The organism is Micromonospora sp. NPDC049359 (genome assembly GCF_044466585.1).
In the GTDB taxonomy this organism is placed as follows: domain Bacteria; phylum Actinomycetota; class Actinomycetes; order Mycobacteriales; family Micromonosporaceae; genus Micromonospora.
Genome location: NZ_JBITMW010000010.1, coordinates 35,733 through 61,173 on the forward strand (window position 1 = coordinate 35,733; position 25,441 = coordinate 61,173).

A 25,441-nucleotide genomic window follows, 5' to 3' on the forward strand; every position below is an offset into this window, starting at 1 on the left:
GCCGGCCGGAGCACCGGCGCCGGCGTGCTCACCAGGGATGTACGGTCCCGTCCTCCAGCCGGTTCACCGGCAGGTACGCGGGCGCGTACGGGTAGCGGGCCGCCGCCTCCTCGTCGATGTCGACGCCCAACCCGGGCGTCTCGGCGGGGTGCAGGTAGCCGTCGGCGAAGTGGTACCCGTGCGGGAACACCTCGTCGGTCTGCGCGGTGTGCCGCATGTACTCCTGCAGGCCGAAGTTGGGGATCGAGATGTCGAGCTGCAGCGCGGCGGCCATGCAGACGGGCGACAGGTCGGTGGCGCCGTGCGAGCCGCTGCGGACGTGGTGCAGCGCCGCGAGGTCGAAGATGCGCCGCAGGTGGGTGATGCCTCCGGCGTGCACCACCGTGGCCCGGATGTAGTCGATGAGCTGCTCGCGGATGAGCTGAGCGGCGTCGATGACGCTGTTGAACACCTCGCCCACGGCGATCGGCGTGGTGGTGTGCTGCCGGATCAGTCGGAAGCCCTCCTGCAGGTCGGCGGGGACCGGATCCTCCATCCAGGTCAGCGCGTACGGCTCCAGGCTGCGGCCGAGCCGGGCCGCCTCGATCGGCGTGAGCCGGTGGTGCACGTCGTGCAGCAGCCGCAGGTCGGGGCCGAACTCGTCACGGACCCGCGCGAACACGCCCGGCACGTGTGACAGGTAGCGCTGCGTCGACCAGGTCGCCTCGCTGGGCAGGGCGGCGTCGGCCGGTTCGTAGAAGAGCTTGTCGGCGCTGACCCCGTACGTCTTGGGCAGGCCCGGCACACCGCACTGCACCCGGACCGCCCGGTAGCCGAGGTCGACGTAGCGGGCGACCTCGACCAGCACCTCCTCGACGGTCTCGCCGTTGGCGTGGCCGTACACGGTGACGCCCTCGCGGGACCGGCCGCCGAGCAGCTGGTAGACCGGCAGGCCCGCCACCTTGCCCTTGATGTCCCACAGGGCGGTGTCCACCGCGGCGATCGCGCTCATGGTGACCGGGCCGCGCCGCCAGTACGCGCCCTGGTACAGGTACTGCCAGGTGTCCTCGATCCGGGCCGGGTCCCGGCCGATCAGCAGCGGCGCCACGTGGTCGCGCAGGTACGACGCGACGGCCAGCTCCCGACCGTTGAGGGTGGCGTCACCGACGCCGGTGACGCCCTCGTCGGTGACGATCTTGAGGGTGACGAAGTTGCGGCCCGGACAGGTCACGATGACCCGGGCGTCGACGATCTTCACTCGATCTCCTTCGTGCCCGCGGGAGTCGGGTGAGGACGCTCGCAGGGGGTGCACGCGAGGACGGTCTGGTTATCGGGAACCTGCCGATAATAGCCCGCCGTGGGCAGGTGACGAACGGCCCCGCGACCCCTGGCACGTGCGCAGGTGACCGCGCAATCCCTTGCGCCGAAAGGTTTCCGGAATCCTTGACAATCGAGCGACCTCGATCGAAGCTGACATCGGTCACGCGAGCCGCGGTCACGGTCGGGCGAAGGGCAGTCCTCGACTAACCCCCTTCCATGCGCCATTCTCCCGAGGAATCGCGAACCATGACACTGAAGACAAGGCTGCTCGGCGTCCTCACCGCGGTCGCGACGGTCGCCGCCGCCGCGCTGGCGTTCGCCACGCCCGCGTCGGCCGCGACGCTCACGCAGGTGACCGGCTTCGGCAACAACCCCACAAACCTCCAGATGCACCTGTACGTCCCGGACCGGGTGGCATCCCGCCCGGGGATCCTGCTCGCCCTGCACTACTGCACCGGCACCGGCCCCGCCTTCTACTCCGGCACGCAGTACGCCTCCCTCGCCGACCGGTACGGCTTCATCGTCATCTACCCGTCGGCGACCCGCAGCAGCAAGTGCTGGGACGTGGCCTCGCCGCAGGCGTTGCGCCGAGGCGGGGGCAGCGACCCGGTCGGACTCGTCTCGATGATCGACTACGTCAAGCAGCGGTACTCCGCCGACCCGGACCGCGTCTTCGCCACCGGCACCTCGTCGGGCGCGATGATGACCAACGTCATGCTCGGTGACTACCCGGACGTGTTCGCGGCCGGCGCGTCCTTCGCCGGGGTGCCGTTCGCCTGTTTCGCCACCGGGGGCAGCTCGGAGTGGAACAGCCAGTGCGCGAACGGGCAGTCCATCAAGACCGCCCAGCAGTGGGGGGACCTGGTCCGCGGGGCGTACCCCGGCTACAGCGGCCGGCGGCCGCGGATGCAGATCTGGCACGGCACGAGCGACGACACCCTGCGCTACCCGAACTTCGGTGAGCAGGTCAAGCAGTGGACCAACGTGCACGGTCTGAGCCAGACCCCGACGTACACCGACTCCCCGCAGTCGGGCTACACCCGCACCCGGTACGGCAGCAGCGGCCCGATGGCCCCGGTCGAGGCGATCAGCATGCAGGGCGTCACGCACAACATCCCCGTCGACGCCGCGCAGGTGATCCGCTTCTTCGGCCTGGACGGCACCGCCCCGCCGACGACGCCTCCGCCGACGACGCCGCCCCCGACGACGCCGCCGCCGACGACGCCTCCGCCGACGACCCCGCCCCCGACGACCCCGCCGCCGACCACGCCGCCCCCGACGACGCCTCCGCCGACCACGCCGCCGCCCAGCGCGGGCGCCTGCGGGGTCACCTACACGGTCAACGCCTGGAACAACGGGCTCACCGCGAGCGTACGGATCACCAACACCGGCGCGACGGCCGTGAACGGGTGGGCGCTGACCTTCACGCTGCCCGGCGGCCAGACCATCACCGGCGGCTGGAACGCCGCCTACTCCCCGACGAGCGGCGCGGTGACCGCTCGCAACGTCTCCTACAACGGCACCATCGCCCCGAACACGTCGGTCGAGATCGGCTTCCAGGCCACCCACACCGGCGACGCCGGCAAGCCCACGGCCTTCGCCCTCAACGGGGCCACCTGCTCGATCGCCTGACTCCCTTTCAGTAGAAGGAGCTGCACGAATGCGAAACGCGAGATGGAGGGCGGCGTCGAGAGCCGCCGTCGCGTTGGCCGGGGCGGGCGCGCTCGCCGCCGGCATGACGCTGGTCCTGACGGCGCCCGCCGCCGCCGGGACCACGCTCGGCGCGTCCGCCGCCGAGAAGGGCCGCTACTTCGGTACGGCGGTGGCCGGTTTCAAGCTCTCGGACAGCACGTACACCACGATCCTGAACCGTGAGTTCAACATGGTGACGGCCGAGAACGAGATGAAGATCGACGCCACCGAGCCGCAGCAGAACCGGTTCAGCTACGGCTCGGCCGAGCAGATCGTCAACCACGCCCGCAGTCGCGGCATGCAGGTACGCGGTCACACGCTGGCGTGGCATGCCCAGCAGCCGAGTTGGATGCAGGGCATGAGCGGAAGCGCCCTGCGGCAGGCGATCCTGAACCACGTGACGCAGGTCGCCACGCACTTCCGGGGGCAGCTCTACTCCTGGGACGTGGTGAACGAGGCGTTCGCCGACGGCAACTCTGGCGGTCGGCGCGACTCGAACCTCCAGCGCACCGGCAACGACTGGATCGAGGCGGCGTTCCGCGCCGCGCGGGCCGCGGACCCGGGCGCGAAGCTCTGCTACAACGACTACAACATCGACAACTGGACGTGGGCCAAGACCCAGGGCGTCTACAACATGGTCCGCGACTTCAAGTCCCGTGGCGTGCCGATCGACTGCGTCGGCTTCCAGTCGCACTTCAACAGCGACTCCCCGTACGTCAGCAACTACCGCACCACACTGTCGAGCTTCGCGGCGCTGGGCGTGGACGTGCAGATCACCGAGCTGGACATCGAGGGCGCCCCGGCCAACACGTACCGCAGCGTGGTCGAGGACTGTCTTGCGGTGGCCCGCTGCAACGGCATCACCGTGTGGGGCATCCGGGACAGCGACTCGTGGCGGTCCTACCAGTCGCCGCTGCTGTTCAACAACAGCGGCCAGAAGAAGCCCGCGTACGACGCCGTGCTCACCGCGCTCAACAACGGCACCACCCCGACGACTCCACCACCGACGACGCCACCACCCACGACTCCACCACCCACGACTCCACCACCCACGACTCCGCCACCCACGACGCCTCCGCCGACGACACCGCCGCCGGGAGAGGGCGTTTGCTCCGCCTCGCTGACGGTGAACCAGTGGAACGGTGGCTTCGTGGCGAACGTACGGGTGACGGCCGGCTCGTCGGCTCTCAACGGGTGGACCGTGACGATCGACCTGCCGTCCGGCGCGACCGTCACCAATGCCTGGAGCGCCACCAACAGCGGTAGCACCGGTACGACGACCTGGAGGAACGTCTCCTACAACGGTCAGGTCGGCGCGGGGCAGTCCACCGAGTTCGGCTTCCAGGGCACCGGCACCGCCGGCACCCCAACCCCAACCTGCGCCCCCGCCTAAACCCCACCCCCCGGTCCCACCCCCCGCTCTACCCTCGTGATCAAGAGGTTTGCGTCACCCGCCCCGGCGTGTCGTGACGCAAACCTCTTGATCACCGGGGTCGTGGGGTGGGGGCCTGGGTGGGTGGGGTGGGGTGGGGTTAGCCGTCTATTCGGGTTATGTTGCGGATTTTGTTGGACGCGTCCAACGCGGCCACCTTGTACGCCTCGGCCAGGGTCGGGTAGTTGAACACCGCGTCGATCAGATAGTCGATCGTGCCGCCGCAGCCCATCACCGCCTGACCGATGTGGACGATCTCGGTGGCGGCGGTGCCGAACACGTGCACTCCGAGCAGGCGGCCATCCTCGGGGGAGACGAGCAGCTTCAACATCCCGTACGAGTCGCCGACGATCTGACCCCGGGCCAGCTCCCGGTAGCGGGCGACGCCCACCTCGAACGGCGTCGACGCGTCGGTCAGCTCGGCCTCGGTCTGGCCGACGAAACTGATCTCCGGGATGGTGTAGATGCCGATGGGTTGCAGGCCGTGCATCTCCCGGATCGGTTCGCCGCAGGCGTGCTGGGCGGCCAGCCGACCCTGCTCCATCGAGGTGGAGGCCAGCGCCGGGAAGCCGATCACGTCACCCACCGCGTAGATGTGCTCGACCGACGTGCGGTAGTTGGCGTCGACGGCGATCCGGCCGCGTCGGTCGGCCGTCAGCCCGGCCGCCTCCAACGCCAGGTCGTCGGTCTGGCCCTGCCGACCCGCCGAGTACATGACGGTGTCCGCGACGATCTTCTTGCCGCTCTTGAGGATGCACAGCGCCGCCGTCTGGTGCTTCTCCACCGCGGCGACCTCCTCGCCGAAGCGGAACGCCACCGACAGGTCCCGCAGGTGGTACTTGAGCGACTCGACGATCTCCTCGTCGCAGAAGTCGAGCATCTGCTCGCGGCGTTCGACGACTGTCACCTTGGTGCCGAGGGCGGCGAACATCGACGCGTACTCCATGCCGATCACGCCGGCGCCGACCACGACCATGCTGCGCGGTACGGCCTGGAGGTTGATGACGCCATCGGAGTCCACGATGGTCCGTTCGTCGAAGTCGACGCTGTCCGGGCGGGCCGGGCGGGTGCCGGCCGCGATGACGGCCTTGTCGAAGGTCACCTTCGACTCGCGCCCGGAGCCCGCGTCGACCCAGATGGAGTGGGCATCCGCGAAGCGGCCGGTACCGGTGATCATCGCGACCCGGTTGCGGGCGAGTTGGTTGCGGATGACGTCGGTCTGCCGGGTGATGACGTGCTGGGTGCGGGCGGCCAGGTCGCTGACCGTGATCTCCTCCTTGACCCGGTAGCTGCTGCCGTACAGGTCGCGCTGGCTCAGGCCGGTCAGGTAGAGCACCGCCTCGCGCAGCGTCTTGGACGGGACGGTGCCGGTGTTGATGCACACCCCACCGAGCATGTCGCGGCGGTCCACGATGGCAACCCGCCGGCCGAGTTTGGCGGCGGCGATCGCGGCCTTCTGACCGCTGGGTCCGGAGCCCAGCACCAACAGGTCGTAGTCATACACGAGCGTTAGCGTCGCAAGATGTCGCCGTCGACACCAGACCCCGGACGCGAGCGTTACTCGTCTGCCACCACGCAGACGCCACCGTTGAGCGTGACCTCCTCCGGCAGTTGAGTGCCGGTGGCGACGATGCCCAGCGACACCGTGCCGCCCGGCCTGATCACCGCGTTGTGGCTGGTGTTGCGGACCCGCAGGTAGCTGTTGTTCGGCCGGTCGACGACCTGCGCGCCCCAGAGGGCCCGTACCTGCTGGCTGGCCCAGAACCGCCAGGTCATCGTCCAGCCGTTCACCGCCGTCGTACCGGTGTTCTCGACGGCGAGGTACGCCACGAAGCCGTCCGGCCCCTGCCGGGCGACCGTGCGGACCGCGCAGCTCGGCGGGGGCGGCAGGGTGGTCACGGTGACCGGCGACGACAGCGCCGACCAGTTGCCCGCCTCGTCGCGGGCGCGCACCACGAAGGTGTACGTCGTGTTCGGCGTCAACCCGCTGACCTGGGTCATGGTGGGACTCGGCGGGAACTGGTACAACTCCCTGACCAGGGTCAGTTGACCGCTGGCGTCGACCCGGTACACCTCGTACCGGTCGAGCACGACGTTGTCGGTCGACGGGGTCCACCGCAGCCACACCAGGGTCGCCGCGACGTCGTACGCGACCGGCTGGCCCGGCGTGCTCGGCGGCTCGGTGTCACCCGGTGGCATGGTCAACCGCAGCGTCGGGTTGGACACCGACCGGTTGCCCGCCGCGTCCAGCCCCGCGACGCTGAGGGTGTACGTCCGGGACGGGCGCAGGTCGGTGATGCGGATGGTGGTGGTGTCGGTCGAGTACGCCCGGCCGGTGTCCTCGAACAGCGCCGAGACCGCGTAGCCGACCACGCCCACGTTGTCGGTCGACGCGGTCCAGGTCAGCTCCACCGAGGTGGTGTCGATGGCGGTGACCGTGATCGGGCCGGGGGCGGTAGGGCGCTCGGTGTCGTCGGCGGCGTACGCCGGACTCGGGCCCAGCGCGACCGCTGCGGCCGCCAGCGCGGCGACGGCCAGGGTGGTGGCCCGTGATCGGGGCCGTGTTCGGATTGGGTGCACGATGAATCCCTCGCCTCCGGTTGTCCGCAGCGGGCCGGCGATTCACTGCCGTCGATTTTAGGGCAGTGGGCGGCGCGAGGATGCCCCGTCTAGCTGACCAGGCGGCGTTCCCAGGCCCAGGCGGCGATCTCGACGCGGTTGCGGGCCGGCAGCTTCGCCTGAACGCTGGCCAGGTGTGTCTTGACCGTCCCGACGGCGATGAAGAGTTGGCCGGCGATCTCGGCGTTGGTCAGGCCCCGGGCGACGAGCTTCACGACGTCGAGTTCCCGTGGGGACAGGCCCCCGTCGTCGCGCGGCGCGGTGGGCGAGCTGAGGTGCTGCAGCAGTCGTACGGTGATGGACGGGCTGATCAGCGCGTCACCGGAGACGGCGGCGCGGACCGCCTCGACGAGCAGCGTTGGCCCGGAGTCCTTGAGCAGGAAGCCGCACGCGCCGTGGGACAGCGCGGTGTGCACGTACTCGTCGAGGTCGAAGGTCGTCACCACGACCACCCGCACCGGGTCCTTGACGCCCGGCCCGGCGAGCAGCCGGAGCGCCTCCAGGCCGTCGAGGCGGGGCATCCGGATGTCCAGCAGCACCACGTCCGGACGGAGCCGACGGGTCATCTCGACGGCCGCGATCCCGTCGGCGGCCTCACCGACCACCGCCATGTCCGGCTGCGCCCCGATGATCATGCCGAAACCGGTGCGGACCATCGCCTGGTCGTCGGCGATCAGCACCCGGATCATCGGGTCACCGCCGCGCGCAGGGGAAACGCGGCGTCGAGCACCCAGCCGCCGGAGACGCCCGGTCCGGCGGTGACCGTGCCGTCCAGGGCGCGTACCCGCTCGGTGAGACCGACCAGGCCGAAGCCGTGCCCCCGGGCCGGCGTCGTGCGTGGGCCCGCGCCGTCGTTGGCGACCCGGACCAGCAGCCAGTCCGGCGTACGGCGCACGGACACCGCCACCGACCGGGCGTCCGACGCGTGTTGGCGGGCGTTGGTCAGCCCCTCCATCACCACCCGGTACGCCGAGGTGGAGACCTCCACCGGCAGCCCGTCGAGCGGACCGTCGACGTACAGTCGGGCCGGCGCGTTGGTCGTGCCGTTGTGGCCCTCCAGCAGCGGCGCGAGATCGGCCACACCGGCCAGCGGGGCCAGCGGCGCGTCCGGCGGGGCGTGCGGATTGCGCAGCACGCCGACCATCCGCCGCATCGAGGCCATCGTCTCGGCGCCGGCCCGCTCGATCTGCTCCAGGGCGACGATCACCCGTTGCGGGTCCTGTTCCGCGACGAACCGGGCGCCCTGCGCCTGCACCACGATGCCGGTCACGTGATGGGCGATGAAGTCGTGCAGGTCGCGGGCGAACTCGGCGCGCTGCTCGGCGCGTACCAGCGCGATGGCCCGCTCCCGGCCGCTGGCGACGACGCGCAGGTAGATCCCGGCGGCGGCGGCGCCGACCGCGCCGAGCGCCTGGAGCAGCCCGAAGATCACGTAGACCAGGTCGGCGCCGGCGCGCAGCGGAAGCGCGGCGGCGGCGAGCGCGGCGACCACCGCCGCCCAGGGGGCGAACCGGGCCGCGCCAAAGCGGGTCACCACGAACACCACCGCGATCATCCCGGCGGACTCGGCCAGCCCCCAGGTGCCACCCAGCAGATAGGCCCCGCTCCTGCCGAGCAGCAGAAGGCCCGCGGTGACGGTGAGTGAGACGACACCGAGCGCGAGCGCCGCGATCGGCAGCGCCCGGGATTCCGTTCGGTGCACGGGCAGCCAGACCACCGCCGTCGCCGCCGCCAACCCCACCTGGAGCAGGGCCCGCAGCGCTTCGACCACCCCCATCCCGCTGGCGAGGCCGTACCGCAGGTCGAAGGCACAGAGCAGGGCCAGCGCCGTCAGACCGGCGAGCTGACCCAGGCGTACCCACCAGGTGGAGGAGATCGGCGCGTTCATCGTGACCCAGCGTAGCCACGCGGAGGGCCGGCCCAGATCGGCCGAAAGACAGACCCCCCGGCCGCGTTCCCCGACCGGGGACCGATGCGGCCGCCGCCCGGCGCGGGCGAGGCTTCCGGCGGTCACATCGCAACCACTGGAGGAACCCATGACAACCCACGCCCCACCGCAGACCGGGCAGGCGGCCGTCGCGGCCGTCGACCTCGTCAAGGTGTACGGCAGCGGCGAAACCGCCGTCCGCGCCCTGGACAACGTCTCGGTCGCCTTCGGCCGGGCCGGGTTCACCGCGATCATGGGCTCGTCCGGGTCCGGCAAGTCGACGCTGATGCACTGCCTGGCCGGGCTGGACACCCCCACGTCCGGGCGGGTCCTGCTGGGCGGCACGGAGCTGACCGGTCGGTCGGACCGTACGCTGACCCGGGCCCGCCGCGACCGGATCGGCTTCGTGTTCCAGTCGTTCAACCTGCTGCCGCAGCTCACCGCCGCGCAGAACATCACCCTGCCGCTGGACCTCGCCGGCCGGGACGCCGACCGTGACCTGTTCGCGCACCTCGTCGACGTGCTGGGTCTCGGCCAGCGGCTCGGGCACCGGCCCAGCGAGCTCTCGGGCGGCCAGCAGCAGCGGGTGGCGCTGGCCCGGGCGCTGGTGTCGCGGCCCGAGGTCGTCTTCGCCGACGAGCCGACGGGCAACCTCGACTCCCGCACCGGGGCGGAGGTGCTCGCCATCCTGCGCGACTCGGTACGCGACCTGGGCCAGACGGTGGTCATGGTCACCCACGACCCGATCGCCGCCGCGTACGCCGACCGGGTGGTGCTGCTCGCCGACGGTCGGATCGCCGGCGAGATCCACGAGCCGGACCAGGGCTCGATCACCGACGCGCTGCGCGCCCTGGCGGTGGCCGCATGAGGGCGACCGTGCTGCGTACCCAGGTGATCGCCGCGGCCCGCCGGCCGGGCCGGCTGATTCTCACCGGCCTCGCGATCCTCGTCGCGTCGTTCGTGGTCTTCGGCACCGTGTTGGCGCGGGACATCACCGAACGGACCGCCCGGGACACCCTCAGCGGCACCCCGGCGGCCACCGACCTGGTGGTCGGTGACCCCGAGCGGCCGCCCGCCCTGACGGCGTTGCGGGACGTCCGCGCCGTGCCCGGCGTCGTCGAGGCGGTGGGCCGGGTGACCATCGGTGTCTCGGTCGGCGGGGGATACGTCAACCTCCAGGCGGATCCGGGCCGGGGCCCGCTGGCCACGGTGCGCCTGGTCCAGGGCAGCTATCCCGACCAGCCCGGCGAGATCGCGGTGAGTCCGCGTACCGTCGAGCGGCTGGGGCTGACGGTCGGCACGGTGACCACCGGGACGGGCGGCGACCGCACGGCCGAGTCGCCGCTCACCGTCACGGGAGTGGTCGACACCCCCGTCGACGACGGCGCCAACGCCTACGCGCCGGACGACGTCGTGGCCGCGTGGGGTCACCTGACCTTCGTGGAGCGGATCGACCTGCGGGCGGCCCCGGGCGCGACGCAGGCGGTCCACCAGCGCCTGGCCGCGGCGGTCTCCGCCGAGCAGCCGGTCCGCTCGGGCGCCGAGGTACGCGACGCCGAGGCCGACGCGGCGGCCGAGCAGGTCGGCAGGCTGTTCGCGCTGGTCGGGATGTTCGTCGGGATCGCGGTGGCCGCCGCGGCGCTGGTGGTCACCTCCACGTTCCGCATCGTCTTCGCCCAGCGGATGCAGCACCTCGCGCTGCTGCGGGCGGTCGGCGCGGGCCGGGGAGCGTTGGTGGGCGCGCTCACCGCCGAGGGTGCCCTGACCGGGTTGGTCGCCGGTGTCGTCGGGGTGGCCGCCGCGCTGGCCGTCGGGCAGGCGCTTCCGCCGGTCCTGCGCGCCTTCGGCACGGTGGTGTCGTCGCCGGGGCTGCCGCTGACACCGGCGGTCGCGGTGGTGGTCGGGGCGGTCGTGATCACCGTGCTGGCGGTCCTCGCCCCGGCGTTCTCCGCCGCTCGGGTCTCGCCGCTGGAGGCGTTGCGCGCGGCCAGCGTCACCGCCGGCCGGCGGGGCATCGGAGCGGGTCGCCTGGTGTCCGGGGCGCTGCTGGCCCTCGGCGCGTTGCTGGCCGGCGTCGCGGCGGTGCGCCGCATGCCGACGCCGGGCGCGGAGTCGTACGACCCGACGCTCGGTCTGTTCCTGCTGGTCGCCTCGGGCGCGTTGGCGTTCTTCGCCCTGGTGGCCCTCGGGCCGCTGCTGGTGCGTCCGGTGCTGGCGGTCGTGGGCTGGCCGCTGCGCCAGCTCGGCGCCCTCGGACGGTTGGCGGTCGGCGGGATCGGTGGAACGCCGCGCCGCGCCGCGGCCGTCTCCGTGGTGGTGGCGCTCGGCGTGACGCTGATCTCCGGCGTGGTCATCGGTGGCGCGTCCATGCGGGTGGTCGCCGATCTCGACATGGCCCTCTCCGCGCCGGCCGACTTCGAAGTGGCGTCCGCCGAGGGTACGGCCCTGCCGGTCGCCGTCCTGGCGCGGGCGCGGGCGGCCAGCGCGGCGCTGACCCGGGTCGTGCCGTACCGGATGCTCCACGACGTCGCGCTCCTGCGGGGCGGTGCGCGCATCGGTGACGTCGAGGCCGGGTACTCAACGACCGACCTGGACCTGTCGGCGTTGCCGACCCTCGCCGACCTGCCCGTGGCGCAGGGCAGCCTCGCCGACCGGGGACCCGGCCGGATCGTGCTCGGCCAGGCGGTCGCCAGCGTCACCGGGCTGCGGGCCGGCGACACGGTCACCCTCGGCCGCGCCGCGTCGACGGTCGACGTGCGCGTGGCGGCGGTCCTGCCCGACCGTGGCCCCCTGTACGCGGGCATCCTCGCCGACCGTGCCGACCTGGACCGGATCGGCGGGCCGACGGCGTACAGCGGTCTGCTGGCCGACGCCGCCCGCGCGGGCGAGGACGGCCGTACCGCCGGGGTGCGGGCGCTGCGGCAGGCGGTCGGGGACGCCCCCGGGCTGCACATCGGCGTGCTCGCCGACGATCGGGACCGCAACGACGCGGTGCTGAGCGCCCTGGTCTGGATCACCGCCGGCCTGGTGAGTCTCACCGTGCTGATCGCCGTGGTCGGGGTGGGGTCGACGACCGCCCTGTCGGTCGTGGAGCGGGTACGCGAGTCCGGGCTGCTGCGCGCCGTCGGCCTGTCCCGGGCCGGGTTGCGCACGATGCTGACCGTCGAGTCCGGCCTCTACGGGGTGATCGGGGCGACCTTCGGTCTGCTGCTCGGCGTCCCGTACGCCTGGTTGGCGGTGCGGGCGCTGGGGCTCAACGCGCCGCTGACGTTGCCGGTGTTGCCCCTGGTCGGGCTCTTCGTGGCGCTCGTCGCGCTGACCGCGTTGGCCGGGGTGCTGCCGGCGCGGCGGGCCTCGCGGGTGAGCCCGGTGGCGGCGCTGGGCGTCGAGGGATAGGTGCGGGGGCGGGCCGGCGTCAGGGCGTGTGTCAAAGTCCTTGGCCAGGGGCTTTGACACACGCCCTACGGTGGGCGCCGGCCCGCCGCGCGGTCAATTGGGGTTGCTGGCGTGGGTCAGCGTCTCCCAGGCGACGAAGAGGTTGTTGCTGCCGGCGGGACGCTGTTGCAGCGTGAGGGTCTGCGTGTTGGTCATGACGTTGCCCAGCCGGTTGCTCATCGCGTTGAAACCGACCTCGGTGATCGGGCCGAGGCCCCGGGTGAGGGTGCCGCCGCACAGCCAGGAGGGCGCCGCCTCGCCGAGTTGGTAGCGCGAGTGGAAGCCGAGGGCCTGCCGCAGCCGCTCACCGACCTGCGGATACAGGTCACGCTGCTGGATGCGGGAGGTCTCCGCGACGTGCGAGATGGCGGAGATGCCGTATCCGGTGTGGACGAAGTCCCGGCAGGTCTCCTGCGCGAGGCCGGCGACGAAGGTGGACTGGCCCTGCCAGTAGCCGATGATCTCGCCGCTGGTGTCCAGGCCGCTGCCGGGCACGGTGTACGGGAGCGCGCCGTCACTGGGCAGGTAGATGAACGCGCGGGCACGGTTGAGGAAGCGGGTCACCGCCGCGTCGTAGGCCGTCCGGTCGTCCAGGTGCACGGCGATCCCGATGGCGGCCTCCATCATGGTCAGTTCCCAGTTGCCGTTGCTGTTCGAGCCGTTGCGGACCACCGGCAGGTAGACGGTGCGCAGCATGGTGGCGAACCGGTTGGCGTTGGGCCAGCTGCTGTACGTGTACTTGATGATCTCGGCGGCCCGGGGCCAGGTCGAGGCCGCCCAACCGGTCTGCAGGGGCGCGTTGCTGCCGGTGTGGGAGGTGATCGTCGCCGACCAGGCGTCCATGATCTGGATCGCCTTCTGGGCGTACCGGGAGTCGCCGGTGAGGTACCAGGCGAGTGCGTCGGTGTACGCGGCGATCGCGTCCTCGCGCTCTTCGGTGCAGCCGTTGTTGGGGTTGGAGTAGGAGCCGCACTCGACGACCGCGCGGGGCGCCGGGGTGCGGGACAGCGAGGCGTACCGGCTGGACATCATCTGGTTGTAGGCCGCCGCCCAGGGCTGTGCGCCCGCCTGCACCCGCCCCCGTACGAAGTCGAGCTGACCCCTGCTGACCAGCACTCCGGGGTGGGTGAAGCCGCTCGACGGCGGTGGGGTGGTGCCGCCGGTGGGCAGCGTCCAGAGTTGGTTGGCGGTGCCGGTGCAGCTCCAGATCTGTAGCGGCGTGCCGTCGGCGGAGCTGGTGCCGGTGGCGTCGAGGCACTTGCCCGAGGCCGGGTTGACCAGCTGCCCCGCGCTGGACGACCACTGCTGCGCCCCGGTGCCGTTGCAGTCGTAGATCTGCACGCGAGCACCGTTGGCGGTGCTGGCGGCCGCGATGTCGAGGCACTTGCCCAGGGCTCTGATCGTGCCGTCGTCGGCCACGGTCCACTGCTGCGCCGTCGAGCCGTTACAGGCGTAGAGCTGCACCGGGGTGGAGTTGGCCGGGTTGGCGGCCGCCACGTCGACGCATTTGCCGCCGTACCCGGTGATGGCGCCCGTGGCGGCGGCGGCCGCCGGGGAGACGCCGACGATCAGGCCGGTCGGTACGGCGAGCAGGGCCGCGGCGAACGCGGCGGCCAACCTGGTGCGGCGGGGCGGGTGCCCAACCGTTCGTCGCGCCATGGCGGGGTCCTTCCGGGGCGGCGGAAACAACTGTAAAGTGTGTTAATCATTACAGTCGCAGGCATCGATATCAATGCCTTCACCACAATTGCCCGCCGCCACCGGCGTCGACCCTCAGCCGAGCGGACCGCCGACGACGGAGAGGAGGCGCAACCTGTCGTCGCTCTCCGAGCCGGGCGCGGCCGTGAGGACCAGCAGGGTCTGGGACTGGTCCGGATCCACCAGCGTCTGGCAGTGCAACTCCAACGCGCCGACCTCCGGGTGCAGGAGGCGCTTCGGTGGGCAGGGACCGCCCGGCACCGGATGCTCCCGCCACAGCTGCGCGAATTCCCCGCTCGTGGCCAGCAGATCGTCGACGATCGCCGCGGCTCGAGAGCCACCGCCATCACGGGTGTACGCCGCGTGCAGGTGCGCCACGAACAGTCGGCTCAGCACCGGGTGATCCTGCGCCGGATGCCGCTCCCGCGCCGTTGGGTCGGTGAACCAGCGGTGGTGCGCGCTACGCGCCAGACCGGTGTGCCGGGTCTCGTCGCCGAGTAGGGCGACGGCCGGCGCGGTCTGCGCCAGGGTCTCGCCGAGGTGGTTCACCACCAGGGCCGGGGTGTCGTGCAGCCGATCGAGGATGCGTGTCATCCCGGGGTTGACGTGGTCGGCGCGTACCGCGCGGTGGGGCACGGCGTGCCCGGCGAGCTGGAACAGGTGGTCCCGTTCGGCCAGGGACAGGCGTAGGCCGCGGGCCAGGGCGGCGAGCATCTGCTCGGAGGGGTGCGGCCCGCGCTGCTGCTCCAACCGCGTGTAGTAGTCAGTGGACATACCGCTCAACGCGGCGACTTCCTCGCGCCGCAGCCCACCGGTGCGTCGGCGCGGGCCGCGCGGCAACCCCACGTCCTCGGGGCGCAGCGCCTCGCGTCGGCTGCGCAGGAAGCTGGCGAGGTGGGCGCGGTTCACGGTGACTCCGATCGGGGTGGGCGCCGGCTGGTGGACCGGCACGGTGGGTGCAACAGACGGGCCGGCGCGGGATGTTCCGCGCCGTGCGCTTGCTGCTCGACGCTGCGGGCCACTCCGCCGATTGGCTGCAATCGGACGGCTGATCGGTTTACGCCACACGACCGTCACGAAATCCGGCGGCAGAGCGTCACAGTCCCCGGTTAGTCTGCCTCCGCGCGTCGTCGCCCCGGCACGTCGCGTCCCGCGCCTGGTCGGCGCGGCGATCGCCGCCACCGCCCACCATCGGTCCGGATCAACCGACCTCAGGAGAGTTAGTGACACAGCAATCCGTCGCGACATCGGACAAGCTCGACGCCGCGGTGCTCAAGGTGGCGGGTGTCGTCGTCCTTGGCGCGATCATGTCGATCCTCGACGTGACGGTGGTCAGCGTCGCGCTGCCCACGTTCCAGACCGAGTTCGACGCCTCCTACGCCCGGGTGGCCTGGACGATGACGGGCTACACGCTGGCCCTGGCCACGGTGATCCCGCTCAGCGGGTGGGCGGCCGACCGGTTCGGTACGAAGCGGCTCTACATGGTGGCGCTCGCCCTGTTCACGATCGGGTCGGGGCTCTGCGCCACCGCCGACTCGATCGGCCAGTTGATCGGCTTCCGCGTCCTGCAGGGCCTCGGCGGCGGCATGCTCATGCCGCTCGGCATGACGATCATGACGCGGGCGGCCGGGCCGCACCGGATCGGCCGGTTGATGGCCGTCCTCGGCATCCCGATGCTCCTCGGCCCGATCGGTGGCCCGATCCTCGGTGGCTGGCTGATCGACACGGCGAGCTGGCACTGGATCTTCCTGATCAACCTGCCGATCGGTGTCATCGCCCTGATCTACGCGCAGATGGCGCTCCCGAAGGACGCCCCCGAGCCGTCGGAGTCCTTCGACTTCCTCGGCATGCTGATGCTCTCCCCGGGTCTCGCGCTCTTCCTGTACGGCGTCTCGTCGCTGCCGGAGGCGGGCACGTTCAGCGCGACCAAGGTGTGGGCCCCGATGCTGGTCGGCGGCGCGCTGGTGGTGGCCTTCGTGCTCTACTCCTTCAAGCCCCGGCACCCGCTGCTCGACCTGCGGCTGTTCCGCAACCGCAACCTCACCATCGCGGCGGGCACGCTGTTCGTGTTCATCATCGCGTTCATGGGCGCCGGCCTGCTCTTCCCGAGCTACTTCCTGCAGGTGCGCGGTGAGTCCACGCTGGCCGCCGGCCTGCTGATGGCCCCGCAGGGCATCGGCGCGATGATCACCATGCCGATCGCCGGAACGCTCGCCGACCGGGTACCCATCGGCCGTACCGTCCCGTTCGCGCTCGCCCTGATCGTCGTCGGGTTCTTCGGCTTCACCCAGGTCGACCCGCAGACGTCGTACTGGCTGCTCGGTGGGTCGCTGTTCGTGATGGGCCTGGGCATGGGCGGCACGATGATGCCCATCATGACGTCGGCGCTGCGCACGTTGCAGGCGCAGGAGGTCGCGCGCGGCTCGACGCTCGTCAACATCCTGCAGCAGATCGGCGGCTCGGTCGGCGCCGCCGTGATGTCGGTGATCCTCACCAACGAGCTGAACGGCTCCCGGCCGATCCCCGGCCTGGTCGACGAGAGCAGCGGCAAGCCGGTCACCGAGGCCGGGCTGGCCATCGCCTCCCAGCAACGACCGGAGGTGCTCGCGCAGGTGCCGGTGGACCCCTCGACCCTCGCCTCGATCATCGAGCGCGGTCTCGACTTCGCCGCGAAGTCGTTCGCCCACACGTTCTGGGTGGGGTTCGCGCTCGTGCTGGCCACCTTCATCCCGGCCGCCCTGCTGCCGCGCCGACGTACGCCCGCGCAGCCGCTCGGTGACGAGCAGACCGACCTGCCGAAGACGCCGGTCGTCATCCACTGACCGACGCGCCCGCCGCGCTCGACGCCCGTTGCGGTGTCGAGCGCGGCGGTGTGTGCGGGGTGTCAGCGCAGCGGACCGTCGCCCGGCCCGTTCGGGTCGTCGACCACGTGCACCGCAGCCTCCTCGGCGCTCGCGCCACCCGCGTCGATCCCGGCGTCCCACGCCACCGAGTCGGCCTCGTCGTCCTCGCGGACGCCCTCGTCGTACTCGACGAGACGGCCCGCGCGCGCCTCGGTCTCGTACCCCCGGCGGGTCAGCTCGTCCTCGTCGTCGCCACCCTCGGCGTACGGGTCGACGTCCGGCTCCTCCTGGGCGAGGTACTGATCCAACGACTCGCCCGCCCGCTCCTCGGCGGGGGTGGTGCCGAACCGGTTCGCCGCCGTCCAGTGGTCCGCGGCGACGATGCCGGTGTCGAGGGGGTCGCCGACCCGGTCGTCGTCGAGGGTGTCGGAGGCGTCCAGCACCCCGTCGTCCTCGGCCACGTTCCACTCGTCGACGGAATCCGTCTGGCTCACGGCATCTCTCCTTCGTCACGGCGCAGCGAAGTGCCAAGCCTATGACCGTGCAACACGGCCGGCCCCCGAGGCCTGCCCGCTGTGACGAACCGGCCTCGGGAGGCGGCGGCAATCACCGCTTCAGCAGCTCCACCACGGCCGCGGTGAACTCCTCCGGCTGCTCGATGTGACCGAAATGCCCACTTTGCTCCAGGACGATCAGCCGCGAGTCCTTCAGGCCGGCGTGCAGTTCCTCGGCGTAGCGCGGGCCGCAGATGAAGTCGTGCGCCCCGACGACCACCACGGCCGGAGCGGTGATCTCACCGAGCCGGTCGCGTACGTCGAAGGGAACCGGGTCCTGCGCGCCGGCCGGCGCCGCCCAGGCCCGCAGACCCGCCTGCAACGGGGCGAACTCGGCCTGCCGAGCCCAGAAGTCCGCGAAGTAGACCGGTAGCGCGGCGCCCAGACCGGCGCTCAGCGTCTCGTCGTCGGTGGCGCTGAGGGCCCGTTGGAGAGCGGCCGGGATCTCCGCCGCCTCCGGCCGGTCCGGGTGCCGCTGCGGGTAGGCGGCGAGGTTGGTCATCGCCTCGGCCCAGAAGTCGGCGCCGGTGAGCGGTGAGGTGTCGTACAGGATGAGCCCGGCCACCCGGTCCGGGTGCTCCAGGGCGTAGCGCTGGATGACGAAACCGCCGTACGAGTGCCCGAGCAGGTACACCCGGGGCTCCCCGAGGTGCGCGACGACCGCGTCCAGGAAACGGACATAGGTGTCCATCCGGTAGTCGTCGGCACTGTCGAGTCGTCCCGACGCGCCGGTGCCGACCGGCTCGACGTACACCATCGTGTAGTGCTCTTCGAGGCTCGGCGTCCGCAGGTAGGACCACTCGATGCCGGGGCCGCCCGAGTGCGCCACACAGACCGGGCCGGTGCCGGCGACGTGGTAGACCTGCCGCACCCCGTCGACGGTGAACGAGTGGGCGCCGGGCGCGAGCGCGCCGGTGTCGTGGTGGGTGGAACCCATGAACTGTCTCCCGATTCGTGACCCGTGCGGCGTGTGCCGCGACGGCAACTGGTGGCTGGACACCGACCAGATGCGCGGGTCGTCGGGAAAGTTCGCTCGGCGGGAAACGTTTTCTCAGAGCCGCGCCGGAACGGGGTGGAACAGCGTGAGCTGACGTACCCGCCCCTCGCGCAGCACCTGCAACCACAGCGCCGCCGGCGGGCAGTGGTCCGGGTTGTCCGTCGGGCTGATCAGGTCGGTCTCCCAGATGAGCACGTCGCCGCTGGCCACGACGCTGCGCAGCCGTTGTCGTACCCCGGCGTTCAGGTCGCTGGTCATGCCACGCAGCGCCAGCTCGGGCCCGCCGCGTGGCCCACCGGGAACGATCATCTGAGCCTCCGGCCACCAGGTGTCGTGGACCACCTGGTCGAAGTCGCCCCGCATCGCCGTGGCGATCATGTCGACGCCCTCGCGCCACCGCGCGTCGCCGGCCGCGCGGACGTCGGCGTGGGCCGAGGTCGCCGCCGCGCGCAGGCCGCCGGCGAGGGCCCGCCGGGCGTGGCTGAGGCGGCTGCGGACGGTGCCGACCGGCACACCGCACACGGCCGCGATCTGGTCGTACGAGGAGGCGTCGCTGAAGTAGCGCAGCATGGTGACCAGGCGGTCGGGCTCGGACAACTCGCCGATGGCGTGCCACACCCAGTCGCGCAGCGCGCCGGAGTCCAGGGACTCCTCCGGGGTGGGATCGGTGGCGGGGTGGGCGAACCACTCCGGATCGGCGACCGGCGTCGGACGCGGCGCGCGCAGTGTCATCCGGGCGTTGTTGCGGACGACCGTGCGCAGCCACGGCCCGACGGCTGCCGAGTCACGGATCTCGCCGACGCGCCGCAGCGCCGTCACCATCGCGTCCTGCACGGCGTCCTCGGCATCCGGTCCGTAGCCGAGCAGGCTCATCGCGACCGCCCGCATGCCCGCCTCGTGGCGGGTCAGCAGCACGCCGAGCGCGCCCGCGTCGCCCGCCTGCGCGAGCGTCACCAGTTCGGCGTCACCCAGCGTCATGCCCGGTTCCTCCCCGAAACACCTGTTCTGAACACGTCTGCTCTTCAAGCGTACGGCGGACCGGCGCGAGGACGGTGCGGCCGTTGTCGGCGGCCGGCGGCCACGGGTGTTCCGGGGTCGCCGATCTGCGGCCGGCACGCCGTGTGGCGGTGCGCACGCCTGGGCCAGGATGGGAGCGTGGACATCGAACCGGTCGACGGCGCGCCCCGGCAGGCGTTCCGCTGGGCGCTCCTGCGTCAGCGCTGGGAGGACCTCACCTTCCTGCACTGGGCCGTCGCGCCGGAGGTCGTCGCGCCCCTGCTGCCCGCGGGCACCGCGCCGGACACCATCGGCGGGGTCAGCTACGTCGGGCTGATCGGCTTCCGGATGGTCGGGCTGGGCTTCGGTCGTGGGCCGGGCGTGCCGTACCTCGGCACCTTCGCCGAGACGAACGTCCGGCTCTACTCGGTGGACGACACCGGCCGGCGTGCCGTCGTGTTCCGGTCGCTCGACGCGTCCCGCCTGGTGCCGGTGCTCGTCGCGCGGGCGACGCTGCGTCTGCCGTACCTCTGGTCCTCGATGCGGCTGGACCGCGACGGCGACCGACTCACCTCCCGGTGCCGGCGACGCTGGCCCGGTCCGGCGGGCACGGCGAGCCGGATGGAGGTCCGGGTGGGGGAGCGCATCGCCGATCCGACCGGAGTCGAACACTTCCTCACCGCCCGCTGGGGGCTGCACACCCGGGCGTACGGTCGCACGCGGCACCTGCCGAACTGGCATCCCCGCTGGCCGTTGTACCGGGCGGAGCTGCTGCGCCTGGATGACGAGCTGGTCGCCGCGGCGGGCCTGCCGGCGCCGGTCGGGCCGCCGGTCAGCGTGCTCTACTCGCCCGGCGTCGGCGTGCGATTCGGGCCGCCCGTCGGGCTCCGGCGGCCCGGCTGAGTGACACCGGGCCGCCGGTTGGTCAGTACCGCCCGCCCTCGGGGGCGGGCAGGGCGTCCAGGTCGGCGAGTTCCTCCGCGCCGAGCCGCACGTCGCCGGCCGCGCAGTTGTCCACCAGGTAGGTCGGGGTCTTGGTGCCGGGGATCGGGATGACCCGGTCGCCCTGGGCGACGACCCACGCGAGCGCGACCTGCGCGGGGCTGACGCCGGCCCGTTCGGCGACCTCCCGGACCCGGGCGACGATGGCGAGGTTGGCGCGCAGCGCCTCCTGCTGGAAGCGCGGCAGGCCTCGTCGGAAGTCGTCCGCCGGCAGGTCGTCGAACGAGGCGAATCGTCCGGCGAGGAAACCCCTGCCCAGCGGAGAGAACGGCAGGAAGGCGATGCCCTGCTCGACGCAGTACGGCAGCACCTCGGCCAGCGGATCCCGGGTCCACAACGACAGCTCGGACTGCACCGACGCCACCGGATGCACCGCCTGGGCCCGCGCGATCTCGGTCGCCGTCACCTCCGACAGGCCGATCTGTCGCGCCTTGCCCGCCGCGACGACCTCCGCCATCGCGCCCCAGGACTCCTCGATGGGCACCTCGGGGTCGACGCGGTGCAGTTGGTAGAGGTCGACGTGGTCGGTGCCGAGGCGACGCAGGCTGTCGTCGATCGCCGCGCGGATGTGCTCCGGCCGGCCGTTCCTACCGATCGTGGGTAGTTTGCTGGAGCCGTCGGCCGGCGGCGTCGCGACCAGTCCGACCTTCGTCGCCAGGACTGCCCGCTCCCGGTGGCCGTCGGCCAGTGCCCGCCCGACCAGCTCCTCGTTGGTGTACGGCCCGTACACATCGGACGTGTCGATCAGCGTGGCGCCCAGATCCAGCGCCTGCCGGATCACGGAGATCGAGGTGTCGTCGTCGCGAGGGCCGGTGATGTCGTATCCGTGGCTCATGCCCATGCACCCGAGACCGATGACGCCGACCTCGGGCCCCGCACTGCCCAGCGTGGTGGTTCGCATGACCCCACGCTACGACCGTTGCCTGCCGCCCGGCACGGTGGCGGCGCTCACTACTGTCGCGTGGTGCGCATCCGCGAGTTCGACTGGCCCGACTAGGACCGCGTCGCGGCGCTCTGGAGAGCGGCGGGCCGGGACGTGCTGCCGCGTGCCGAACTGACCGCCAAACTGGCCCGGGACCCGGAGCTGTTCCTGGTCGCCGAGGTGGACCGCGCCGTCGCCGGAGTCGTGCTCGGCACGTACGACGGCCGACGGGGCATGATCCTGCGACTGGCCGTGGACCCGGCGTGTCGCCGCCGGGGTATCGCCACCACGCTGGTCGTGGAGCTGGAGGAGCGGTTCGCGGCGTTGGGGTGTCCACGGGTGAACCTGCTGGTCCTTCCGCAGGACACGGCGGCGCTGCGGTTCTGGCAGGCGCTGGGCTACCTGCCCCAGCCGGACGTGCTCTGCTCCAAACCGTTGGACGCCGCCACGAGCCGGTGAGCCGCGCCGCCGGCTGACCGCTCGCCGTGGCTGACCGGCGGGCGGTCCCACCTCGACACGGAATTCGGCGGCTGTGTCGAGAACGGCACCGCCTGCTTCGACCACAGGATGAGGGCCGGACACGACCGGTCCCACCGGCGGGCTGACACCGCAGCGACCAAGGAGTGGACCGATGACGAAGGTGACGACCGGGGCGACGATGTCGTTGGACGGCTACATCGCGGACGCCTCCCACGGCGGCTTCGAGCACCTCTTCCAGTGGTACGGCAGCGGTGACGTCGAGACGCCGACCGCCCACCCCGAGATGACGTTCCGGACGTCCGCCGCGAGCGCCCAGCACCTGCGGGACCTCAACCAGCGGACCGGAGCGCTGGTCGTCGGCCGGAGGCTGTTCGACATGACCGGCGGGTGGGGTGGCCGGCACCCGATGGACGTGCCCGTCGTGGTCGTCACGCACACCGTGCCGGAGGGCTGGGCACCGGAGAACGACTCCTTCGTCTTCGTCACCGACGGCGTCGCCAGCGCCATCGACCGCGCGAAGGCGCTCGCCGGTGACAAGGAGGTAGGGGTCAACGGCGGCACCATCGCGGCCCAGGTCGTCGAGGCTGGCCTGCTCGACGAGGTGCACGTCGACCTGGTCCCGGTCGTGCTCGGTGCCGGCGTCCCGCTCTTCGCCGACCTGAAGATCGCACCACTTCAGCTCGACGGTCCCTTCCGCGTCGTCGAGGGCGACGGCGTCACGCACCTCGCCTACCGCGTACGGCCGGCGGCCTGACCGCGTCGGGGCCGGCCCGCGCGGGCGGCCCCGAGGCGCGGCAGCGCGCTGCTCGAGGTGGCGGCGATATCCCGGGCGGTCAGCGGTCGACGCGACCGCGCGGGTGGTGGTCATCGGTCCGGCCTAGAATCGACAGGGCTCACTGTTCCGTGCGGCGTGGGCTGGGGCTACCACGAAGGGCGGTGTGTGGCATGGGGCCGGACGAGCGGCGACGGTTGTTCGAGCAGGCGCGGGAGCGCTCGACGCGACAGGAGACGTGGGCGGAAGCCGACCGGCTCTGGAGCCGGGTGATCGAGGCGTACCGGGAGGCCGTGCGGGGGCCGGGCCGGGCCGCGCGGGAGGACCAGCAGCAGTTGGCCCGGGCGCTGTGGCGACACAGCATGCTGCTGTCCGCGCGGGGCCGGGCCGCCGACGCGATGGCGCCCGGCGGTGAGGCGGTCGTCGTCTTCGAGCGGGTGTACGACGCCGTGGCGGCCGAGTTTGCGAGCGTGCTCGCCACGCCCCGGGACGAGGCCCTGGCCGAACTGATCACCGCGCTCGTCGATCTGGCCGAGGTCTCGTTCGCCGCTGGTCAGCCCGCCACCCGACGGGACCTGTTGGAGCGTGCCGTGACGACGGGTCTGACCTCCGCCGGGTCGCCCCCGTCCGCCGGGCCGCGGACCCGGGAGGCGATGGGGACGGCCTACCACAACCAGGCGGTCGCGCTGCTGCATCGGCACCTCACCCGGCCGTCGCCGACCGAGGGCGCCCAGGAGGCGGCGCTGGCGGCGTCGCGGGCCTGTGAGCTGCGACAGGGTCTGCTGGACATGGCGCGTCCACTGTCGTTCTGGGAGATGGCCAACACCTACGGGGTGTACGCCCAGTGTCTGGTCCTGATCGGTGACCTGGACCGGGCGGCCATCGTGCTGTCGATGGGCAACCGGTTCGTCGAGACGCTGGGCCCGGCCGCCGCCGAGCCGGCCCAGAAGTTGCGGGTCGCGGCCGAGATGTTGGCCCGGGAGAAGGGTGGGTCGCGGGGCGGGGCCGGTTCACGTCGCTGGGGCCGGCGGCGCTGAGCCGACTGACCCGGCTTGCATGGAATCGTCGGCCATCGATATTGTGCGCGAAGGCGCCGCCCCGCCGCAGACCATCACCGTCGATCCGAAGCGGGTTCCGCATGCGCACACTGAGACTTGTCACGTCGCTGGCCGTCGCCGGCCTGCTCGCCGGCGCGGTGGCGACGATCGCCACGCCGGCCAGCGCGGCGACAGCCGCGTTCTCCGTGACCAACAGCTGGGGCAGTGGCTATCAGGGCCAGGTCACGGTCACCAACGACACCTCCGCGCCGATCAGCGGCTGGCGGGTCGAGTTCGACCTACCGGCCGGGTCGCGCATCAGCCAGTCGTGGAACGCCCAGCAGGTGACCGCCGGCAGCCACTACACCTTCAGCAACGTGTCGTGGAACGGCACCCTGGGCGCTGGCGCGTCGACGTCGTTCGGCTTCCTCGTCGACGGCACCGGCACCCCGGTGAACTGCACCATCAACGGCAACGGCGTCTCCTGCTCCGGCGGAACGCCGCCCACCACGCCACCGCCGACCACTCCGCCACCCACGACCCCACCGCCCACCACCCCGCCGCCCACCACGCCGCCGCCGACCGCCGGTACGCCGGTCGAGCGGTACGGGCAGCTCCGGGTCTGCGGCACGACGATGTGCGACAGGTCCGGCGCGCGGGTGCAGCTGCGCGGCGTCAGCAGCATGTGGCTCAACTGGGAGACCGCTCCCTACGCCGAGAACCTGTCCGCGCTGCGCTGGATGCGGGACAACTGGAACCTCCAGGTGATCCGCGCGGCGATGGGCGTCGAGCCGGCCGGGGCGTACCTGAGCGATCCGGGCAGGGCGCGGGCGCAGGTGGAGACCATCATCAACAACGCCGTCAGCGCCGGGGTCTACGTGATCGTCGACTGGCACGCCCACGAGGCGCAGAACAACCAGTCCCAGGCGGTGGCGTTCTTCGGTGACCTGGCACGCCGCTACGGCCACCTGCCCAACGTCATCTGGGAGACGTGGAACGAGCCGTTGCAGTTCAGCTGGACCGGCGTCATCAAGCCGTACCACCAGGCGGTCGTCTCCGCGATCCGCGCCGCCGACCCGGACAACATCGTGGTGCTCGGCACGCCGACGTGGTCGCAGGACGTGGACGCCGCGGCGGCCAGCCCGCTCTCCGGCACCAACCTCATGTACACATTGCACTTCTACTCCTGCACCCACGGCGCGTCGCTGCGCGCCAAGGGCGACGCGGCGATCCGGGCCGGTCTGGCGCTGTTCGTCACCGAGTGGGGGGCCAGCAACGCCGACGGCGGCCTCGACGGTCGCGCCTGCCTGCCGGAGGCGCAGTCCTGGATCGACTGGATGAGGGCGAACGGCATCTCCTGGACCGCCTGGAAGCTCGACGTCGGCACCGACACCACCAACCTGCTCAGCCCCGGCGCGCCGGTGACCGGCGGATGGAACAACTACCTGCACGGTCACGCGCTGTTCGTGGTGGCCAACATGAGGTGACCTCGCCGCGCGCTTGATCGACTCCAGATCGCCGATGTCGGGGTATCCGAGCCAGTGGGATGCCCCGACATCGGCGATCACGTGTCGATCACCCACCCGCGGCCTTCGCCGGGGCGGCACCTGAGGCTTGCGGCTCGGTGTCCGAAGGTGATCAGAGGACCGGTGACCACGAGGCGGAACAGCGCGTCACCTTAACGTGCCGGAAACACCCTCGGTACCAAGCCTGGGAACGCTCGTCGGACAGTCGAG

At 71.9% G+C, this 25,441-nt stretch carries 21 protein-coding genes; 10 read left to right on the forward strand and 11 right to left on the reverse strand.

The genetic code is table 11. The features are described from left to right. Positions 1–28: 28 nt before the first annotated feature. Positions 29–1,237: a D-mannonate dehydratase ManD gene (manD, locus tag ACIBTX_RS22335; RefSeq protein ID WP_357134640.1), complete on the reverse strand. Its 1,209-nt coding sequence runs from the start codon at positions 1,235–1,237 to the stop codon at positions 29–31. A gap of 308 nt (positions 1,238–1,545) precedes the next feature. Here manD and ACIBTX_RS22340 point away from each other — a divergent pair, with 308 nt between their 5' ends. Both ACIBTX_RS22340 and ACIBTX_RS22345 read left to right on the forward strand, forming a co-directional pair. Beyond that, entirely contained in the window at positions 1,546–2,931 is a 1,386-nt protein-coding gene (locus tag ACIBTX_RS22340; RefSeq protein WP_357134639.1) for a PHB depolymerase family esterase, read from the forward strand. Positions 2,932–2,959: 28 nt separating this feature from the next. Continuing rightward, the gene (locus ACIBTX_RS22345) at positions 2,960–4,384 is read left to right on the forward strand and encodes an endo-1,4-beta-xylanase (protein ID WP_396832937.1); all 1,425 of its coding nucleotides are present in this window, start codon (positions 2,960–2,962) and stop codon (positions 4,382–4,384) included. A 139-nt stretch (positions 4,385–4,523) separates the two neighbouring features. Here the strand turns inward: ACIBTX_RS22345 and sthA are convergent, their stop codons facing one another. The 4 genes from sthA to ACIBTX_RS22365 form a co-directional block, all read right to left on the reverse strand. Then, positions 4,524–5,927, reverse strand: coding sequence for a Si-specific NAD(P)(+) transhydrogenase (gene sthA / locus ACIBTX_RS22350; RefSeq protein WP_357117505.1), 1,404 nt, complete (start codon positions 5,925–5,927; stop codon positions 4,524–4,526). Between the two features lie 53 nt (positions 5,928–5,980). After that, positions 5,981–7,003 (reverse strand): fibronectin type III domain-containing protein, encoded by a 1,023-nt coding sequence (locus tag ACIBTX_RS22355; RefSeq protein ID WP_357117508.1) that lies wholly within the window; start codon positions 7,001–7,003, stop codon positions 5,981–5,983. Positions 7,004–7,092: 89 nt separating this feature from the next. Then, positions 7,093–7,731, reverse strand: coding sequence for a response regulator transcription factor (locus ACIBTX_RS22360; protein ID WP_357169451.1), 639 nt, complete (start codon positions 7,729–7,731; stop codon positions 7,093–7,095). Continuing rightward, a complete protein-coding gene (locus ACIBTX_RS22365) occupies positions 7,728–8,930 on the reverse strand; it encodes a histidine kinase (protein WP_357117515.1) in 1,203 nt (400 codons plus the stop codon). Before ACIBTX_RS22365 ends, ACIBTX_RS22360 begins: the two co-directional genes overlap by 4 nt. A 148-nt stretch (positions 8,931–9,078) precedes the next feature. Between ACIBTX_RS22365 and ACIBTX_RS22370 the strand changes: the two genes are divergently transcribed. Together ACIBTX_RS22370 and ACIBTX_RS22375 are read left to right on the forward strand one after the other, a co-directional pair. Then, the gene (locus ACIBTX_RS22370; protein WP_357169455.1) at positions 9,079–9,837 is read left to right on the forward strand and encodes an ABC transporter ATP-binding protein; all 759 of its coding nucleotides are present in this window, start codon (positions 9,079–9,081) and stop codon (positions 9,835–9,837) included. Next, entirely contained in the window at positions 9,834–12,365 is a 2,532-nt protein-coding gene (locus tag ACIBTX_RS22375) for an FtsX-like permease family protein (RefSeq protein WP_396832938.1), read from the forward strand. The genes ACIBTX_RS22370 and ACIBTX_RS22375 overlap by 4 nt, the downstream gene beginning before the upstream one ends. A gap of 93 nt (positions 12,366–12,458) precedes the next feature. Here ACIBTX_RS22375 and ACIBTX_RS22380 read toward each other — a convergent pair whose 3' ends face one another. Together ACIBTX_RS22380 and ACIBTX_RS22385 are read right to left on the reverse strand one after the other, a co-directional pair. Then, positions 12,459–14,063, reverse strand: coding sequence for a ricin-type beta-trefoil lectin domain protein (locus tag ACIBTX_RS22380; protein WP_357169461.1), 1,605 nt, complete (start codon positions 14,061–14,063; stop codon positions 12,459–12,461). A gap of 114 nt (positions 14,064–14,177) precedes the next feature. Next, positions 14,178–15,011: a helix-turn-helix transcriptional regulator gene (locus ACIBTX_RS22385; protein WP_357169464.1), complete on the reverse strand. Its 834-nt coding sequence runs from the start codon at positions 15,009–15,011 to the stop codon at positions 14,178–14,180. Positions 15,012–15,325: 314 nt separating this feature from the next. Here ACIBTX_RS22385 and ACIBTX_RS22390 point away from each other — a divergent pair, with 314 nt between their 5' ends. Continuing rightward, positions 15,326–16,924 carry a DHA2 family efflux MFS transporter permease subunit gene (locus tag ACIBTX_RS22390; protein WP_357117531.1) on the forward strand — a complete coding sequence of 533 codons (1,599 nt, stop codon included), beginning with the start codon at positions 15,326–15,328 and terminating at the stop codon, positions 16,922–16,924. A 62-nt stretch (positions 16,925–16,986) separates the two neighbouring features. Here ACIBTX_RS22390 and ACIBTX_RS22395 read toward each other — a convergent pair whose 3' ends face one another. From ACIBTX_RS22395 to ACIBTX_RS22405, 3 genes are all read right to left on the reverse strand, one after another. Further along, entirely contained in the window at positions 16,987–17,439 is a 453-nt protein-coding gene (locus tag ACIBTX_RS22395; RefSeq protein ID WP_355049857.1) for a DUF5709 domain-containing protein, read from the reverse strand. Between the two features lie 112 nt (positions 17,440–17,551). Then, positions 17,552–18,436, reverse strand: coding sequence for an alpha/beta hydrolase (locus tag ACIBTX_RS22400; protein WP_357117535.1), 885 nt, complete (start codon positions 18,434–18,436; stop codon positions 17,552–17,554). A 114-nt stretch (positions 18,437–18,550) separates the two neighbouring features. After that, positions 18,551–19,474, reverse strand: coding sequence for a sigma-70 family RNA polymerase sigma factor (locus ACIBTX_RS22405; protein WP_357394774.1), 924 nt, complete (start codon positions 19,472–19,474; stop codon positions 18,551–18,553). Positions 19,475–19,651: 177 nt separating this feature from the next. Between ACIBTX_RS22405 and ACIBTX_RS22410 the strand changes: the two genes are divergently transcribed. Continuing rightward, positions 19,652–20,395 carry a YqjF family protein gene (locus tag ACIBTX_RS22410; RefSeq protein ID WP_396832939.1) on the forward strand — a complete coding sequence of 248 codons (744 nt, stop codon included), beginning with the start codon at positions 19,652–19,654 and terminating at the stop codon, positions 20,393–20,395. A 22-nt stretch (positions 20,396–20,417) separates the two neighbouring features. On the opposite strand, the gene ACIBTX_RS22415 is transcribed toward ACIBTX_RS22410, so the two are convergent. Continuing rightward, a complete protein-coding gene (locus ACIBTX_RS22415) occupies positions 20,418–21,395 on the reverse strand; it encodes an aldo/keto reductase (RefSeq protein ID WP_357117544.1) in 978 nt (325 codons plus the stop codon). 135 nt (positions 21,396–21,530) lie between these two features. Here ACIBTX_RS22415 and ACIBTX_RS22420 point away from each other — a divergent pair, with 135 nt between their 5' ends. The 4 genes from ACIBTX_RS22420 to ACIBTX_RS22435 all read left to right on the forward strand — a co-directional run bounded on the left by ACIBTX_RS22420 (position 21,531) and on the right by ACIBTX_RS22435 (position 25,192). Further along, positions 21,531–21,875: a GNAT family N-acetyltransferase gene (locus ACIBTX_RS22420; RefSeq protein WP_396832941.1), complete on the forward strand. Its 345-nt coding sequence runs from the start codon at positions 21,531–21,533 to the stop codon at positions 21,873–21,875. Positions 21,876–22,047: 172 nt separating this feature from the next. Beyond that, entirely contained in the window at positions 22,048–22,650 is a 603-nt protein-coding gene (locus tag ACIBTX_RS22425; protein ID WP_357117550.1) for a dihydrofolate reductase family protein, read from the forward strand. A gap of 191 nt (positions 22,651–22,841) precedes the next feature. Next, the gene (locus ACIBTX_RS22430; RefSeq protein ID WP_396832942.1) at positions 22,842–23,705 is read left to right on the forward strand and encodes a hypothetical protein; all 864 of its coding nucleotides are present in this window, start codon (positions 22,842–22,844) and stop codon (positions 23,703–23,705) included. 101 nt (positions 23,706–23,806) lie between these two features. Further along, complete coding sequence (locus ACIBTX_RS22435) at positions 23,807–25,192, forward strand: cellulase family glycosylhydrolase (protein ID WP_396832943.1); 1,386 nt, start codon at positions 23,807–23,809, stop codon at positions 25,190–25,192. The last annotated feature ends 249 nt before the right edge of the window (positions 25,193–25,441 follow it).

Coding starts and splice junctions, on each gene's coding strand:
- ACIBTX_RS22340 (WP_357134639.1), top strand. CDS start 1,546: ATGACACTGAAGACAAGGCTGCTCGGCGTCCTCACCGCGGTCGCGACG.
- ACIBTX_RS22345 (WP_396832937.1), top strand. CDS start 2,960: ATGCGAAACGCGAGATGGAGGGCGGCGTCGAGAGCCGCCGTCGCGTTG.
- ACIBTX_RS22360 (WP_357169451.1), bottom strand. CDS start 7,731: ATGATCCGGGTGCTGATCGCCGACGACCAGGCGATGGTCCGCACCGGT.
- ACIBTX_RS22365 (WP_357117515.1), bottom strand. CDS start 8,930: ATGAACGCGCCGATCTCCTCCACCTGGTGGGTACGCCTGGGTCAGCTC.
- ACIBTX_RS22370 (WP_357169455.1), top strand. CDS start 9,079: ATGACAACCCACGCCCCACCGCAGACCGGGCAGGCGGCCGTCGCGGCC.
- ACIBTX_RS22375 (WP_396832938.1), top strand. CDS start 9,834: ATGAGGGCGACCGTGCTGCGTACCCAGGTGATCGCCGCGGCCCGCCGG.
- ACIBTX_RS22380 (WP_357169461.1), bottom strand. CDS start 14,063: ATGGCGCGACGAACGGTTGGGCACCCGCCCCGCCGCACCAGGTTGGCC.
- ACIBTX_RS22400 (WP_357117535.1), bottom strand. CDS start 18,436: ATGGGTTCCACCCACCACGACACCGGCGCGCTCGCGCCCGGCGCCCAC.
- ACIBTX_RS22405 (WP_357394774.1), bottom strand. CDS start 19,474: ATGACGCTGGGTGACGCCGAACTGGTGACGCTCGCGCAGGCGGGCGAC.
- ACIBTX_RS22415 (WP_357117544.1), bottom strand. CDS start 21,395: ATGCGAACCACCACGCTGGGCAGTGCGGGGCCCGAGGTCGGCGTCATC.
- ACIBTX_RS22425 (WP_357117550.1), top strand. CDS start 22,048: ATGACGAAGGTGACGACCGGGGCGACGATGTCGTTGGACGGCTACATC.
- ACIBTX_RS22430 (WP_396832942.1), top strand. CDS start 22,842: ATGGGGCCGGACGAGCGGCGACGGTTGTTCGAGCAGGCGCGGGAGCGC.
- ACIBTX_RS22435 (WP_396832943.1), top strand. CDS start 23,807: ATGCGCACACTGAGACTTGTCACGTCGCTGGCCGTCGCCGGCCTGCTC.